The 16,311-nt window shown below is 31.0% G+C and carries 17 protein-coding genes and 1 tRNA gene; 8 read left to right on the top strand and 10 right to left on the bottom strand.

Annotated features, from left to right (window positions below; translation table 11 throughout):
- Positions 1-34 precede the first annotated feature (34 nt).
- The 5 genes from ABD011_RS06755 to ABD011_RS06735 all read right to left on the bottom strand — a co-directional run bounded on the left by ABD011_RS06755 (position 35) and on the right by ABD011_RS06735 (position 4,202).
- Positions 35-763, bottom strand: a complete 729-nt coding sequence (locus tag ABD011_RS06755) for a LytR/AlgR family response regulator transcription factor (protein WP_134201144.1) — start codon at positions 761-763, stop codon at positions 35-37.
- 1 nt (position 764) lies between these two features.
- Entirely contained in the window at positions 765-1,808 is a 1,044-nt protein-coding gene (locus ABD011_RS06750; RefSeq protein ID WP_134201146.1) for a sensor histidine kinase, read from the bottom strand.
- A 3-nt stretch (positions 1,809-1,811) separates the two neighbouring features.
- Complete coding sequence (locus ABD011_RS06745; protein ID WP_343796862.1) at positions 1,812-2,156, bottom strand: DUF4907 domain-containing protein; 345 nt, start codon at positions 2,154-2,156, stop codon at positions 1,812-1,814.
- Between the two features lie 145 nt (positions 2,157-2,301).
- Complete coding sequence (locus ABD011_RS06740; protein ID WP_134201150.1) at positions 2,302-3,297, bottom strand: Kelch repeat-containing protein; 996 nt, start codon at positions 3,295-3,297, stop codon at positions 2,302-2,304.
- Positions 3,294-4,202: a DUF6268 family outer membrane beta-barrel protein gene (locus ABD011_RS06735; RefSeq protein ID WP_343796859.1), complete on the bottom strand. Its 909-nt coding sequence runs from the start codon at positions 4,200-4,202 to the stop codon at positions 3,294-3,296. Before ABD011_RS06735 ends, ABD011_RS06740 begins: the two co-directional genes overlap by 4 nt.
- A 205-nt stretch (positions 4,203-4,407) precedes the next feature.
- Here ABD011_RS06735 and ABD011_RS06730 point away from each other — a divergent pair, with 205 nt between their 5' ends.
- Both ABD011_RS06730 and bamG read left to right on the top strand, forming a co-directional pair.
- Positions 4,408-5,718 (top strand): DUF4270 family protein, encoded by a 1,311-nt coding sequence (locus ABD011_RS06730; protein WP_134201154.1) that lies wholly within the window; start codon positions 4,408-4,410, stop codon positions 5,716-5,718.
- The gene (bamG, locus tag ABD011_RS06725) at positions 5,705-6,958 is read left to right on the top strand and encodes a BamG family beta-barrel-assembly machinery protein (RefSeq protein WP_343796855.1); all 1,254 of its coding nucleotides are present in this window, start codon (positions 5,705-5,707) and stop codon (positions 6,956-6,958) included. Before ABD011_RS06730 ends, bamG begins: the two co-directional genes overlap by 14 nt.
- Before the next feature lie 454 nt (positions 6,959-7,412).
- Here the strand turns inward: bamG and ABD011_RS06720 are convergent, their stop codons facing one another.
- On the bottom strand, positions 7,413-8,318 hold the full coding sequence (locus ABD011_RS06720; RefSeq protein ID WP_425545555.1) for an NAD(P)/FAD-dependent oxidoreductase: 906 nt from the start codon (positions 8,316-8,318) through the stop codon (positions 7,413-7,415).
- A 499-nt stretch (positions 8,319-8,817) separates the two neighbouring features.
- Here ABD011_RS06720 and ABD011_RS06715 point away from each other — a divergent pair, with 499 nt between their 5' ends.
- Positions 8,818-10,959 (top strand): S46 family peptidase, encoded by a 2,142-nt coding sequence (locus ABD011_RS06715; protein WP_343796851.1) that lies wholly within the window; start codon positions 8,818-8,820, stop codon positions 10,957-10,959.
- 72 nt (positions 10,960-11,031) lie between these two features.
- On the opposite strand, the gene ABD011_RS06710 is transcribed toward ABD011_RS06715, so the two are convergent.
- Positions 11,032-11,412 carry a Fur family transcriptional regulator gene (locus ABD011_RS06710; protein WP_335974524.1) on the bottom strand — a complete coding sequence of 127 codons (381 nt, stop codon included), beginning with the start codon at positions 11,410-11,412 and terminating at the stop codon, positions 11,032-11,034.
- Positions 11,413-11,494: 82 nt separating this feature from the next.
- Here ABD011_RS06710 and ABD011_RS06705 point away from each other — a divergent pair, with 82 nt between their 5' ends.
- Positions 11,495-11,899 (top strand): MerC domain-containing protein, encoded by a 405-nt coding sequence (locus ABD011_RS06705; protein ID WP_343796848.1) that lies wholly within the window; start codon positions 11,495-11,497, stop codon positions 11,897-11,899.
- A gap of 138 nt (positions 11,900-12,037) precedes the next feature.
- On the opposite strand, the gene ABD011_RS06700 is transcribed toward ABD011_RS06705, so the two are convergent.
- Positions 12,038-12,111, bottom strand: a tRNA-Arg gene (locus ABD011_RS06700).
- Between the two features lie 85 nt (positions 12,112-12,196).
- Here ABD011_RS06700 and ABD011_RS06695 point away from each other — a divergent pair.
- The 3 genes from ABD011_RS06695 to ABD011_RS06685 all read left to right on the top strand — a co-directional run bounded on the left by ABD011_RS06695 (position 12,197) and on the right by ABD011_RS06685 (position 13,869).
- Positions 12,197-12,832 carry a Crp/Fnr family transcriptional regulator gene (locus ABD011_RS06695; RefSeq protein WP_343796846.1) on the top strand — a complete coding sequence of 212 codons (636 nt, stop codon included), beginning with the start codon at positions 12,197-12,199 and terminating at the stop codon, positions 12,830-12,832.
- A 61-nt stretch (positions 12,833-12,893) separates the two neighbouring features.
- Positions 12,894-13,454 carry a YeeE/YedE family protein gene (locus ABD011_RS06690; protein ID WP_262732716.1) on the top strand — a complete coding sequence of 187 codons (561 nt, stop codon included), beginning with the start codon at positions 12,894-12,896 and terminating at the stop codon, positions 13,452-13,454.
- A 1-nt stretch (position 13,455) separates the two neighbouring features.
- The gene (locus ABD011_RS06685; protein WP_343796844.1) at positions 13,456-13,869 is read left to right on the top strand and encodes a DUF6691 family protein; all 414 of its coding nucleotides are present in this window, start codon (positions 13,456-13,458) and stop codon (positions 13,867-13,869) included.
- Here ABD011_RS06685 and ABD011_RS06680 read toward each other — a convergent pair.
- Together ABD011_RS06680 and prmA are read right to left on the bottom strand one after the other, a co-directional pair.
- Complete coding sequence (locus ABD011_RS06680) at positions 13,866-14,141, bottom strand: ATP-dependent Clp protease adaptor ClpS (RefSeq protein WP_343796842.1); 276 nt, start codon at positions 14,139-14,141, stop codon at positions 13,866-13,868. The genes ABD011_RS06685 and ABD011_RS06680 overlap by 4 nt on opposite strands.
- A gap of 18 nt (positions 14,142-14,159) precedes the next feature.
- Positions 14,160-14,996: a 50S ribosomal protein L11 methyltransferase gene (gene prmA / locus ABD011_RS06675; protein WP_343796840.1), complete on the bottom strand. Its 837-nt coding sequence runs from the start codon at positions 14,994-14,996 to the stop codon at positions 14,160-14,162.
- 69 nt (positions 14,997-15,065) lie between these two features.
- On the opposite strand from prmA, the gene ABD011_RS06670 reads away from it, so the two are divergent.
- Positions 15,066-16,268 carry a porin gene (locus ABD011_RS06670; protein WP_343796838.1) on the top strand — a complete coding sequence of 401 codons (1,203 nt, stop codon included), beginning with the start codon at positions 15,066-15,068 and terminating at the stop codon, positions 16,266-16,268.
- Positions 16,269-16,311: the final 43 nt, after the last annotated feature.

Genomic DNA, 16,311 nt, shown 5'->3' with positions numbered 1-16,311 from the left:
TGTAAAAAGTATTTAGAAATTACCTGTAAATTTATTAAATGCCCAATAAACCAAATAAGTACCCTTTATAACTATCTCCAATAGGAATTCTCATTTGGTCTTCCATGATAATTTGATTGCGTTGAATAGACTCTAAATATTCAATATTGACTATGTATGACCTGTGAACTCTTACAAAATTAGAGGTAGAAAGTTTACCCTCAATAGATTTAAAATTCATCAATGTTAAAACTGGTTTTTGATTTGACAAATGAATCTTTAAATAGTCTTTTAATCCTTGAATATATCTAATTTCAGAAAGTTTTAGCTTAAGGTTTTCATACTCTGATTTTACAAAAATAAAATCTTCTCTAGGAGTTGTAGAAGTTGCTCCTGATGGCACCAAATTAGATAACTCTTGATGCTTTAACTTATATATTTCTTTTACTCTATTAATAGCCATTACAAAGCGAGGAAATGGGATTGGTTTCACCAAATAATCAACCGCATTTAACTCAAAACCATCTAAGGCATACTGTGGATAAGCTGTTGTAAAAATTATAAAAGGCTTTTTATTTTCTATAGATTTAATAAAATCTATTCCTGAAATTTGTGGCATTTCAATATCAGTAAAAACCAAATCAACTTTATTGTTTCTTAAGTAGTCTAAAGCATCAATTGCATTTGTAAATGTTTCTAAAACCTCTAAAGAATCAATTGAGCTACAATAAGAGCTTATAATGTTTATTGCCAGTGGCTCATCATCTATTATTATACATTTCATATTATACTAATTTCAACCTCAACTCTACCTTATAAAAACCGTTTTCTTCTTTTGTAATGAGGCTATATTTGTTTTTGTAAAGAAACTCTAACTGATTATTAATGTTTTGAAGACCAACTCCTGAGTTTACATAATCTTTTTTATGATGCCCAATAATATTATCTACATTTAATAAAAGCTCATTATTTATGATTTCAATCACAACATTTATATTGGTATTACCCTTATAATCTGTTCCATATTTAAAAGCATTTTCAATAAAAGTGATTAAAACTAGTGGATAGATTTTTAACTCATTTGTATTACCATGAATTTGTAATTTAACATTTTCGCTATTTATTAATCTCATTCGTTGTAACGATATATAGCTTTTTATATAGTTTAGTTCCTTTTCTAGCATTACTTTATTTTCATTAACTTCATAAAGCATATACCTCATTAGCTCAGACAGCATGATAATTGCTTCTGGTGCATCGTTAGATTTACTTCTTACTAAAGAATAAATACTATTTAGAGAGTTGAAAAGAAAATGAGGGTTTAGTTGTGTTCTCAAAAACTGCAATTCCATTTCTTTTTTCTTAGCTTCCATATGTGTTGCTGTACTGTCTCTTTTATAAAAGTCAGTAATCAACGCAAAAACTCCTCCTAACAAAAATATTGAAAGTGAAAATGTTACCGGAAGCATATATCTAAAACCGTTAGGTGGTGGCGGAAAGCGAAACCCTTTTGTCGCTTCATTAAATTGCTCCATTGTTTCTAATCTAGGTGCTGCAGGAGCTAATTGAACATTCAAAAAATTAAATAAAGCTAAGAAAAGTATCGATGCTAGAACGTACCAAAATATTCTCTTCTTTAAGAGTAGCATTGGCACCAATATTAAATAATTAATATAGAATAGGAAAGGTCCTTGCAGCATTCTTAAGTATCTAAATTTAGGAACACCTCCTGTTTTTTGAGGCTCTAACAAGCTCCATAATAAAACTGTTACCAAAGACCAAAAAAGTATATGCAGTAGCACGACACTTGCCTTAAATTTTATTTTCATCTTTTAATTTGATATAATTATGTTACTACTCATAATTTCTTGAAAAGAAACAGTTGGAGGCACTACTCCGTTTTTGAGTTTGTCCAAAACAAGGTAACCTATTTTTTCAGCATCTCCTTTATTTTCAAAATAACATTCACCTGAAATAGCAGGTATTGTTTCTTGTTTTATTAACAGTTTTTTATCTACATATATTTCATAAATCCAACCTTTATCATTCTGAGTAATTACCAATGACTCTTCAAAACCCACATTATCCCTGTTGGTTAGAAATATTACAAGATTTAAACCTACTACTGCCAATGCTATAGTAAGGAAACTTGCTATATAAATTTTATGCTTTTTCATAGTCTTAGAATTTAAAATAAAAACAAGGAGCCAGGTCTTACTGTCTTTGAAAAACAACTAAACCTGATTGAACAACCTAAGTTGCAAACAAAATGATTTATCAATTAAAAAAACTTAAATTCGCTCCTTGTTTTTTCGCTATCAATCAATTATCATCGTCATCTTGCTCTTGTGTAGGGAAGAATTCCATATTATCATCTAGATAATAAGTACCATTTCTTCCTAGCGCTACAAACGCTCTTAAACCATCATTAAAAACCACAGGATTTTGCCTATCTAATAACTCAAACTCTGTTCTTTCTATCCATTTATCAGTAGAAGGGTCGTATTCCCAAACTGTATTTATTGCTCCATAATTTTCTCCGCATGCGATATACCCTTTCCCCATAATTGTAAAGCCTACTGACGCGCTTCTTGTAATTTCATAATCATCGTCATCTTCTAAATCGGATAATTCGGTCCAAGATTCTGTGCTTAAATCGAATGCCCAAAAATCTTCTTGATAAATACCGTTACTAATTCCTGTTGCAATGTAAGCTGTATCTCCTATTACAAAAGATGTAGCATCTCTTCTTTTTTCACCTCCAAAACCAGCTATTTCTTCCCATTGATCTTGTAATGGGTTATATTTCCAAAAATCTTTTTGGTCATTACTTCCATTATATCCAGTGCCTACATAACCATTTGTTGAGGACGCAAACCCAATTGCTCCACGCCTTACTCCTCCTCCAAAATCAGCTATTTGTTCCCAAGTATTTGTATCGACATTGTATTTGTAAAAATCCTCTAATTCATCGTTTATATCACCATTGTATCCTGTTCCAATATATCCTGTATTGTCAATAGCAAATCCAATTGCTGAACTTCTTTCTAAGCCTGGAAAATCTGCTTTTTGTTGCCAAAAATTTGTTTCCATATCATAAACCCAAAAGTCTTTAAGGTAATCGTCACTATCATATCCAGTTCCCATATAACCTTTAGTTCCTATTGTAAAAAAAGCTGAATTTGCTCTAGCTGATCCATTAAAAGTGGATTTAGCAACCCAATTCCCTATTAAATCATCATTGTCATCATCGCTACAACTTACACATAGCACACACGATAATGCACACAAAATATTTAGTCTTAAAAAATTTCTCATAGTTTATTTATATTAATGTTATATTTAATTCCACATCCAAAAAAAATTGTTTGATTTGTTTTAAACTCACTAAACTCTTCTCCTGTTGATAGTTTAAGATTTGCTTCAGGCAAAAACCCTAAGTTCAAAAACCCTTCAAACTCTTTACCTAACTGAAAACCATAGTCTAGGTTTACTTTAATTGCATCATAAGAAAGTTCTAGGTTTTGATAATTGTATAGGTTATTTGCGTCTTTCAATGTTATATCACTTGTATGAAAACCATCTTTAAAAAGACTTAGAGTGAATTGACTTTTTGAATCCACTTTATACTTAAAACTAGTTTTTGGAAAACCTAAAGACAGAAAAAACTTATCACTTACTGCGTAATAATAATTAAAGACTGGAAATAATTGAGGCTTACCAAATAACGCGCTATAGCCTATCCCTAATTGAAGTTCTTTTTCATTACTTACAGAGTTAATCCACTTTTTTGACAAAAGCACACCTCCACTTAAGTTAACATCGTTAATTGATAATGCTGACTCAAAATTTGAAAACACATTAGGCTCAAAAGTAATTGAAGAACTCCAGTTATTCTTTAGCTCAATGTTATGTTGCAACTTAAAAGCAACATAGTTTAACTTGTTAAAACCATCTGTAAAATGGTCTAGTGAGCCCAAATCTTTAAAAGTGTAGTTATAGTTAGAATAGTTAACTCCATAACTAAAAGTTCCTATTGTTGTTGAGTCTTTATAAGTTGCACCAATTGCAGTTGTTTGCAATTGAACATCATCAAAATTAGGCGTCATTTCATATTTAAAGTTAATATTACTAACCTCCTCTATATTTAAGTTATTTAGTTGCCCTGACATCTTATAACACATTAAGAATACAATAAAATAAGGTGCTTTAATTTTTTTCATTGAACGAACATAGAATCTTTAAAAGAGTAGAAAAAATAAATTATACGCTTAACACTTATCACTCTACCAATGGAATAATTTTATCTATGAAATAGCATAATTTCATTAATAGATAAATTGTTGGGTTTAGTATATCTATTTAAGAGTCTTGTATATTATTGTTTTATAGGGTTAAGGGAAGCGCTTTATTTGGTCAAAAAAAGACATGACTCTCTTAAGACTTTTATGTTCAATATTAATTTGTTCTTGTTTGTTTAATTGCTCACAAGAAGATGAAGTTTCTAACTTTATAGTTGGTGAAGAATTTACCGATTCTAATGTTAGAGTAATTAGAATAGACACACTTAGTGTAGACTTATCAACGTTTAAATTAGATAGTATTACAACTTCGGAAACTGGCCGATTACTATTTGGACAATACAATGACGCTTCTTTAGGAAAAATTTCCACAACACCTTACTTTGAATTATCATCATACACATATTCAATTTCAGATGCTGCAGTTTTAGACAGTGTTGCATTAATTTTAAATTACGACCAGTATTTCTACAATGATACTACACAATTAATGCAAATGAGGTTTCATCGTTTAAATGAGAAGGTTAAACCATATGATAGCGATTTTTATAATACTTCAACACTTAGTTTTTATGATTCACCAATAGCAACTAAAACATTTGCTCCTAGACCAAACAGCGACTCTCTACATGTCTCTATACCTTTTGAGTTTGGTAATACAATGTTTGACTTTATTAAAGACAACACAAGTGATACAGAGGAATTTGTTCAAGAATACAAAGGGTTTACACTACAAATTGACGAAGCTTCAGATGGGTCAGTCATTGGTTTTTCAACAGAAACTGACTCCACTTATTTACGCTTTTTTTATAGGTTATCCGACGACGATGAAGACACAGAGTACACTTATGATTTATACATAACTGAAAGTAGCGATATCCCAAAACACTTTAATCGTATTCAATCAGATGTTTCTGGCTTACCCTTATCTAATTTAACCAATCAAGATTATAATTTATCATCTTTAGATAGTAATAATGAAAGTTACTACCAATCTGGAGTTGGGTATTTTACAAGAATTAACTTTCCTTCCATAAGAAAACTGTATGAAATTGAAGGACAAGGAACTGTTATTGATGCCAAATTAAGGCTAAAACCCAAAATACATTCTTATAACGATAATTTACCTTTAAAGGATAGCTTAAGCCTTTATTACATAGATCAAAACAATAGTATTACAGAACAAGTTTCCAACTCATTAGGAGAAGTCATGTCAACAATTGTTGAATCGGTTGATGGATATGATGATGTTTATTATGAAATACCTGTATTGCAATATATAGACAGAAAACTCATACAGTCTCCACTTATCGACGATGCTATAATTTTATATCACGCAGATTATAACAAATCTGTAGATAGAATGATTTTTAATGATATGTATGAGAACGAGGGAGCAAAACTCATTTTAACTTATGCCATTTATGATACAAATTAAGAATAAATTACTATTACCATTTATATTACTTTTTGCTTTAAGTACAAACATAAATAGCCAAACAAATAATTTAACTGGATCACCTTATTCACTTTTTGGTCTTGGGGTTGAAGGAAATTCTAATATAGGTAAATCTAGCGGCATGGGTTATACAGGTATTTCTTTGGATGCTAGTGAAGAGATTAATTTTTTAAACCCTGCATCCTTTGCAACCATAAAAGAGAAAAAATTCATTTTTGATATTGGTTTTTATACTCAAATTGAAAGTTTAAACAATGGAGAAAACAACGAACTAAGACACGTTACAAATTTTTCAAATTTTGCAATAGGGTTTAATGCTAATGGTAAATATGGCCTAGGGCTTTCTTTATTACCATCAAGCAATGTAGGCTATACGCTTGTAGGAATTGAAAGTATTATTGAAGGAAGCAATAACGAAAGCTACTCCACTAATATAACAGGCTCTGGCTCTTTAAACGATTTACGTGTTGATTATGGACAGCCTTTGCTTAAAAACTTGAATGTTGGATTACGTTTCTCTTATCTTTTCGGAAAAATTGAAGAAACTGAAAGTGTTCAAACAACTACAAGTCTTCTTGCAATAGAAAAAGATAATTATTATTCAGGTGTTAGGTTTGGTTTTGGTGCTCAATACACTTTTTTAGAAAAAAACACTATAGGATTAACAATTGAAAGTCCAACATCTTTATCTGCAAGTAGAGATACGACGACCAGTAAAATTACCGAATCTGCATTAACAACAATAGAAGAAACCACAAATGAGAACATTGCTAACTTTAAACTTCCCCTTAAGTTAGGCCTGGGAATCAGCAAAAAATACAAATATTTTAATTTTGCTTTAGACTTTAAAAAAAGTTTTTGGAACTCAACTAATCAAAGTGATGAAACTGGAGATTATGTTGATCAAAACATCATTAATTTTGGTACCGAATTTATAAAAGACCCAACAAGTTATAAGTATTGGGAACGTATTAACTATAGAGCAGGATTTAACTACGACAGTGGATATTTAAAAGTTGATGATAAAAATATTAGCAGTAGTTCTTTTAGTTTAGGTTTAGGGTTTCCTCTTGATTTTAATGGCTCAAAATTAAACCTCTCATATGGTTATAAAAAAACAGGAAACATTGACGGTATTTTAATACAAGAAAACATTCATACCATAAACATAAACTTATCCCTAACTGACTTATGGTTTATTAAAAGAAAGTACAATTAATAATTGCCTACTATTCATTAAATATATTTTAAATTGTTTCATATTTAATCCTAAAAAGCAAGCTTTACTAAAATGAGCTTGCTTTTTTTATGACCTTATAAGTTACTCCAGAGCCTATTCAAAATATAGTATTTCAATTGTTTATACAGCTTTTAAAAAAAACAACAATTAAAACCTTAATTCAATTTACTTTTCTAAACCTCATCACTAACTACAAATTCTATCTTCCAGTAACTGACATTCTATATTATAACTTTTAACTATTTTAATAATAGAGTTAATCTTAATAAGGTCACCTTCTACTCTTAAAACGGAGTGCCCACAAGGATATGGTTCATTAAAGTCTTCTAAATCAAAATTAAACTTTAAGCTTGGAAATTTATCAACTAATATTTTTAAAATTTTGTTTGAGAAGGTTTCCGTTCTCACATTAGTTATTAACACCTCCACCATACTAAAAGCTTTCTTTTGTAAGTTCACTATTAATAACTGCTCCAGTAATATTTCCTCCATAAACAGCTGTAGCTACTGAACGCATCATTGAGCTATTATCACCGCAAGCAAAAATTCCATCCATGGTTGTTTTATGCATAAAATCAACTTCAATATGTCCATGTTCAGTTAGCTTACAACCTAATTCTTCGGGTATTTTAGAGCTTTGTTCAAACGGAATAGAAGCATAAGCACATTCAAAATGTGCTTTACTACCATCTTTAAAAATGATAGTCTCTAATTGTCCTTCATTGTGTTCAATCTCTAAAATCTCTTTTTCTATAACTGTTATATTATGTGATTTGAGCTTAAGAAGTTGATTGTCATCAAAATCTTTTTTTCCAGAAGTTAATATCGTGATGTCTTTTGTTAAGTTATTGACCAAAGAAGCAATATGAAAAGCACGTTCACCATTAGCTATAATTGCTGTTTTTTTATTACGTATTTCGTATCCATGACAATAAGGACAATGCACTACAGATATTCCCCAACATTCTGAAAACCCTTTTATATTAGGCATTAAGTCTTTTATTCCTGAAGCAAAAACAAGTTTTTTTGCTCTAAAAACATCTTGATTAGAAGTAGTAACCTCATAACCTTCAGCTATTTTCTTGCCACTAATAGCCAACCCTTCATAAAACCTTATAGTGTCATAGTTTAAAACCTGTTGTTTGGCAATCGTAGAAATCTCTTGTGGTGTACTACCATCTTGCGTTAAGAAATTATGGGAATGTGGTGTTTGCCTATTACAAGGTTTACCAGAATCTATAATTAAGGTTTTTCTTAAAGAACGCCCTAAAGCCATTGCTGCCGAAAGCCCTGAATAGCTTCCACCAATTATAATTACTTCAAATTCATTTTTATCCATGTTGTTATATTTAGCAAAGAGTGATAAAGGTTTTGGTAACGCTAGCACCAAACCCGATACTCCAAATAGTTTAATTATTTCTCTTCTAGTCATTATTTACATTTAACTCACACCTACAATGCATATTGTAAAATGAAGCAAAACTATAATTAGAGTCAGTAACACTCATAGTTATTAATTTAACATAATAAGCTTAGTTGTGTTACAAAATTTTACTACAAAAATACGATTAAATTTCACTTAACGCAACTTAGTTGCATTAAATAATTAATATACTCAAGGTGAATTGCAAAACTCAAAAAGAAAAATAAAATCACTATTTTTTTAAAGCAACATGGTTGCGTTTATAAATAAATACTTAATTTTGCTACTAAGTAGCATTAAATAAATTTCAATTAAAAAATGTGTAAGCTTCAACTCAGCGACTTATCTACAAACTAGTTCTTTTCCTAGACCTACAACGAAGCCCAAACACAAATCATTAACACTTAATTACATAATGAAAAAAACTAAATTAATTCTTATTGCATTTTTAATTTCTTTACCTACCTCATTTTTTGCAAATGAAGGCATGTGGTTTTTAATGCATATCGACAGATTAAATCAACGCGATATGCAAAAAATGGGACTTCAGTTAACTGCCGAAGAAATTTATAGCATCAACAACCAAAGCCTTAAAGATGCCATTGTACAATTTAATGGTGGTTGTACTGCAAGTATTATTTCTGAAAACGGACTGGTTTTAACTAACCACCACTGTGGTTACAATGCAATTGCCGAATTATCAACTGCTGAACAAAACCATTTAAAAAATGGTTTTTGGGCAAAATCACTTTCAGAAGAATTAAAACCTGAGCGCTTATACGTGAGGTTTTTTGTTAGAATGGATGACGTTTCAAACCGTATATTGTCTCAAGTTAACGATTCAATGACCGAAGAAGAGCGTGAAGCTGCCATTAACAAAGAAATTGCAAAAATTGAGCAAGAAAATAACGAAGGTGGTAAATATACCGTTTCTGTTCGTTCGTTTTTTCAAGGTAACGAATATTACTACTTCGTTTATGAAGATTATACTGACGTAAGACTAGTAGGAACACCATCTGACAAAATAGGAAAATTTGGTGGAGACACTGATAACTGGGAGTGGCCTCGTCACACAGGGGATTTCTCTATTTTTAGAGTATATGCTGATGCTAATGGTAATCCTGCTCAATATTCAACTAGTAACGTTCCTTTAAAGTCAAAGTATCACTTACCTGTAAATATTTCAGGTGTTGAAGAAAATGATTTTGCAATGATTTTAGGTTACCCAGGAAGAACTAACCGTTGGATGCCTGCAGAAGGTATTGAACAAAATGTTAATTATGCTTATCCTGCTTGGGTTGAAGGTTCAAAGCTTAGTATGGACGTTATGAAAAAATATATGGATAAAGATGAGTCCATAAATTTAATGTACGCCTCTAAATATGCAGGAATAGCAAACTATTGGAAAAATAGACAAGGGATGATCGATGCCTTAACAGCTCATAAAACTGCTGAAACTAAACGAAAGGTAGAGAAAAACTTTGATAAATGGGCCAACAAAAAACCTAATAAAGAAACCTATGGAGATGTAATTAGTAACATAAACAACTACTACAACTTAACAAACGAAAAAGCTAAACATGACAATTACCTTAGAATAATGTTACGTTCTAGTACGTTTTCAATGTTACCTTATCGTATAGGGAAAGGGTTTGAAGCCTATATTGAAGCTAATGAAGCAAAGCGTAAAGAATTATTACCTGAATTAACTAAATTCATTGAGAATTCTTATAAAGATTTTCACCTTCCTTTAGAAAAAGAAATGTTAGCAGCTCAATTAGAACTTTATACTTCTAAATCTAATTACGACTTACCAGAAGTAGTATTGAATGTTTCTGAAAGCAATGATTTTAATTCGTTTATTGATACAATCTTTAAGTTAAGTTTATTTTCATCAAAAGAACGCGCAGAAGCGTTTTTAAAATATCCTGATGCTAATTTACTAGCTAACGATCCTCTTTATAAACTCTCATCAGGCTTATTAGAAAAATACAGAGAACAACCTGAACATATAAAACAACCACTAGAAGACTACCAAAAATCTTTTAGATTGTTAGTTGATGGGTTAAGAAAATCTGAATTAAGTAATATAAAATATCCAGATGCTAACTCTACATTACGTCTAACTTATGGTAAAGTAAGAGCCTTACCTAAAGATCCAAGAAACGATGCTGCTGTAAATAACTATACAACTTTTAAAGGCTTAATCAATAAATATAAGCCTAATGATGATGAGTTTGATTTACCTCAAGGCATACTAGATATTTACAATAAAAAAGACTACGGTAGATACGCAAACAGTAAAGGTGAATTGCCTGTAAACTTCTTATCAGATAATGATATTACAGGAGGAAACTCTGGTTCTCCAGTACTAAATGGAAAAGGAGAATTAATTGGTTTAGCCTTTGACGGAAACATTGAAGCTATGGCTGGAGATGTTATTTTTGACTCAAACCTACAAAGAACTATTAATGTTGATATAAGATTTGTACTATGGTTAATAGACAAATACGCAAAATCAAGTCACATTGTTGATGAGTTAAGCATTGTTGAATAAAAGTAAACACTCATTGATGATATAAAAAAAGCAGCTATAAAATAGCTGCTTTTTATTTTTACAAATATTATATTATTTAACACAAGACTCACATTTTCCTTGAATTAAAACATGAGAGACAACTACTTCGCGCTTAGGTATTTTTGGAATAGAAACATCAACTGACAAGCATTCTACCTTACCACAATTTAAACATTGAAAATGAGGATGCGCATCATGGTGATGAGCTTCATCACAATCTTTACATTTGGCATACCACGTTAATCCATCTTTACCTATAAATGAGTGTAAATGCCCACTCTCTTCTAAACGGTCCAAAATACGATAAACAGTTGTTTTATTCATTTCTTTTTCTAGTTGTTTTACCAACTCTACAACTGACATTGCATTCTCAGCTTTATTAAATAAGGTTAAAAGCGCTTCTACTGATTTGGTCTTTCTTATTATTGCCATAACTCAAAGTTATCACAACTATGTTGTAAAACCAAATAATAAAATTATATTTGCAACCTAGTTGCATTAATAATTATATTAAGTGAAAATTATTTTACAAAAACCAGATACAGTTGGAGCGCTTGCAAGTACGCTATGTTTACTCCATTGTATTGCCACACCTTTGCTCTTCATAGTACACTCTTGTGCTGCTGGAGGTTGTGCTTCAAGTCCTTTTTGGTGGAAAAGTTTAGATTTTATCTTTCTTGCTATTTCATTAATAGCAGTAAAACGTTCTACTCAAAACACATCAAAGCCTTTCATGAAGCCTTTGTTATGGATTAATTGGTCTTGTTTATTTTTTTTAATAATAAATGAAAGACTATTGTGGATTTCATTACCTGAAAGCTTAATGCATATCTCTTCTGTTTCTTTAGCAGTGTTACATATTTATAATTTAAAATACTGCCTGTGTAAAACCGATAAATGCTGTACAAACAGTATATAAATCTTAAGTAGATAATCTTATCTTATGTAAAAACTGTAAGATAAATTTGCTGTACTAATTAACAAACAAATAAAATTAATAAAGTAAAAACAAAAAACCCTAACTCATTATTTTCAAATGAATTAGGATTTTATCTAGTGACCTCGACAGGATTCAAACCTGTAACCTTCTGAGCCGTAATCAGATGCGCTATTCAGTTGCGCCACGAGGCCGTTTTAAAGTGGGTGCAAATATAATACTTTTATTAAAAAACTTCCAAACAATTATTTCAAAAATGTATTTCCTTATTTTTGATGTATGATACAAAAAGAAATTTTAGCGCCTTTTCATTATAATTTTGACGAACAATTGGTAAATAGCATAACCAAGAATGGTGTATTAAAAACGTTTGAAGCTAATGACATTATTATGGATATTGATCAAGAACTCACACACGTTCCTCTATTGCTTGAAGGCAACATTAAAGTATTTAGAGAGGACAACAATGGTAACGAACTTTTATTATATGTTCTCGAAACTGGAGATACCTGTGCAATGTCTCTTACCTGTTGTATGGCTAAATCAAAAAGTAAAATACGAGCTGTTGCTGACAAAACCTCAACAGTTATCATGATTCCTAATGAAAAAATGAGTGAATGGTTTCATAATAATGATAGTTGGAGAAACTTTATTCTTCAAAGCTATCAAATACGCTTTAATGAAATGCTAGAAACTATCGATACACTTGCATTTATGAAAATGGATGAGCGTTTATTTAAATACTTAATTGACCAAGTAAAACTAAATGCATCTACTACAATTAGTAAAACCCATCAAAATATTGCAGAAGACCTTCATACCTCTAGAGTTGTAATTTCTAGACTATTGAAACAACTAGAAAATGATAACAAAATAAAACTCAGCAGAAATAAAATAGAAGTTTTAAACTTTTAAGTAACATTTATCACACAACGATAATTGACTTAAAAGTAACTTTGCAAAAAATAAATTTATGATAGACTATATTTTACAACCTTGGCCTTGGTATGTTACTGGTCCTTTGATAGCCTTAGTAATGTTTACACTTATTTACTTTGGAAAAACATTTGGGATGTCGTCAAACTTAAGAACATTTTGTGCCATTGGTGGTGCAGGAAAAAAAGTGTCTTTTTTTAATATAAACTGGAGAGACTACAAATGGAATCTTATTGTAGTATTAGGTGCTGTTATTGGTGGTTTTATCGCTCAATTTTATTTGTCAGAACCTACTAATATTGACCTAAATCCAAAAACTATTGAAAGCCTTAATGCTTTAGGTTTCAATAACGTTGGTAAATCACTGTTACCACCAGAACTCTATAGTTTAGACTCTATTTTCACCATTAAAAATTTAGCCATTTTAATTTTTGGTGGTTTTTTAGTTGGTTTTGGTACTCGCTATGCTGGAGGTTGTACCTCTGGTCATGCCATAACAGGTATAAGTAGTTTACAATTACCTTCTCTTATTGCAGTTATAGGCTTTTTTATTGGTGGCTTAGTAATGATTCACTTATTGTTTCCTTTAATTTTTGGTTAGTATGAAGTATTTAAAATTTTTATTAGTAGGTATCTTTTTCGGAATTGTTTTAGTAAAGTCTGAAGCTGTATCATGGTATCGCATTTATGAAATGTTCAAATTTGAATCGTTTCACATGTACGGAATTATAGGAAGCGCTGTAGTAACTGGTATTTTACTATTACAACTAGCTAAGATTTTAAAACTAAAAAATATTGAAGGCACTCAAGTTAATGTTCCTAAAAAGGAGATGGGATTAACACGTTACATTGTAGGTGGTTCAATATTTGGACTAGGTTGGGCACTTTCTGGAGCTTGCCCTGGACCAATGTATATTTTGGTTGGTACAGGTGTTTTTAGCATGCTTATAGTTATAGCTGCTGCTATATTTGGAACTTACATTTACGGTGTTTTAAAAGACAAATTGCCTCACTAAACAATTTCGGCACTTAAACCTGCTTCCAAGAGTTTAGAACAGCGTGGTTTTAAATCGTCGTAATCACCAGTTTTTACAGTACATTTTCCTTTGTAATGCACTATAATAGAGCATTGCTCTGCTTGTTCTGGAGTATGGTCGCAAGCAAAAATTAAAGTTTCAATAACATGGTCAAAAGTATTGACATCGTCATTGTAAAGCACAATTTCGTTTTGTCTTAGGGTGTCTTCTTTAAAAAGAATTTCTTCTGATGTTTTTTCTATAGTTCCCATTCTTCTTCTTTTTTTAGACTAATTTAAAAATTTTAGAGCAACCCAATGGTTTTTCTCTAAAGTTTCAACGAGTTTTAACATATGCTTATTACATTCAGCCTCTAAAACTGGTATATCATCTTTATAAAAACCACTTAAGAGCAACATACCATTTTTTTTCAAACATGCTACATATTTGTCTAAATCGTTTAAAAGGATATTTCGATTTATATTAGCTATAATAACATCATAATGTTTATCTACCAATAAGCTTGCATCTCCTTCTAAAACTGTAATATGCTCACAATTATTACGTTCTACATTTTCTAAACTATTTAAATAACACCAGTTATCATAGTCTATGGCATCAATTGGTTTTGCGCCTTTCATTTCAGCTAAAATCGCTAAAACTCCTGTTCCGCAACCCATATCTAAAACCGATTTATCTTTAAAATCATTATTAAGAATATACTGTATCATCATATGTGTGGTTTCATGATGACCAGTACCAAAACTCATTTTTGGTTCAATAATTATATCGTACTCTGTATTTGGTTTGTCATGAAAAGGCGCACGTACCGAACATTTCTCATCTACAACTATTGGTGTGAAGTTTTTTTCCCATTCTTCATTCCAATTGGTTTGCTCAATGTCTTCAAACGAAAAAGAAATTTCAAACTCATTAGAGTTTAAGATTTGTATATCGTCAAGAATAGTTTCACTCCACTCCTCTTTTTGAATGTACGCTGTAACACCTTCTTCTGTTTCAACAAAACTTTCAAAACCAGCATAACCTAATTCAGCAATCAAAATTTCAACAGCTGGTTGCAACGGTTGTACTTTAAAGTAATAGCCTATGTATATTGTATTTGACATCTTTTTTTTTGCAAATTTACTAATCCTTAATTTAGTTACTCTTACTTTTGTAGCTAAATTGATTTTAAAATGAACAAACTCATTATTGCTTTATGTCTTTTTTGCTTTTGTACAATAACAAACGCTCAAGACAATAACGATATTAAACTTTCTGCACTTCCTTATTATAGCTACGGAAAAGGACTAGGTATTACCTCTCCTGATAGTATTTTTAAGTTGAATATTAGATTTAGAATGCAAAATCGTTTAACGTATTTAAACAACGAAGACGAAGATCCTGCTTATGAAGCCATGATAAGACGTTTACGTTTACGTTTTGACGGTTATGTTGGTGACCCAAAAATAATTTATGTAATTCAGTTATCGTTTTCTCCAAACGATGTTGGAGCTATTGAGGATGGCGAAAACCTCAATATTATAAGAGATGCTATTGTGTTTTATAGACCAGATAATCACTGGAACATTGGTTTTGGTCAAACAAAATTACCTGGTAACAGACAACGTATTAACTCTTCGGGAGCTTTACAACTTACAGATCGTTCTATCAACAACGCTCGTTTTAATATTGATAGAGATTTTGGTTTGCAAGTGTATTATTTAAACGAATTACAAAATCAGTTTTCATACAATGTTAAAACTGCAATTAGTACAGGTGAAGGTAGAAACTGGACCAAAGATCCAGACAATGGATTAGCATTTACAGGTCGATTAGAATTGTTTCCTTTTGGTGCATTTAAAAACAACGGAACTCTTTTTGAAGGTGATATCAAGCGAGAAGCTACACCTAAACTAATGTTATCTGGTGTGTATCATTATAATGAAAAAGCAAGACGAACCAGAGGCACTCTAGGTGACGATTTATTTGAGCAACGCGATATGCAATCTGTTCTTTTAGACGCGATTTTAAAGTATAATGGTTGGGCGTTTCAAACAGCTTACATGAATAGAACAACTAACAATCCTATAACGGTAAACCCTGAAGACAATACTGACACTAGATACGTTTTTGTTGGTCATGGATTTGATGCGCAATTGAGTTATATTTTTGAAAACAACTACGAACTTATAGGTAGATATTCGTATCAAAAACCTCATGAAGATATTGAAGCCTTAACTCCACAAACCAATCAATACAGTTTGGGTGTAACTAAATACATTTGGGAACACGCTTTAAAACTGCAAGCCGAAGTTACCAATAGCGATTTAAGCTATTTCGATTCTAGCAGTGCTAATAATTGGTACATGCGCTTTCAGGTTGAAATAGGTATATAAAAAAAACGGTCTTAAAATTTTAAGACCGTTTTTTTTATATTAT

The organism is Gaetbulibacter jejuensis (assembly GCF_039524015.1).
Lineage (GTDB): Bacteria > Bacteroidota > Bacteroidia > Flavobacteriales > Flavobacteriaceae > Gaetbulibacter_B > Gaetbulibacter_B jejuensis.
Note: the sequence above shows the minus strand (reverse complement) of the source record. Positions and strands in the feature narration are given on the sequence as shown.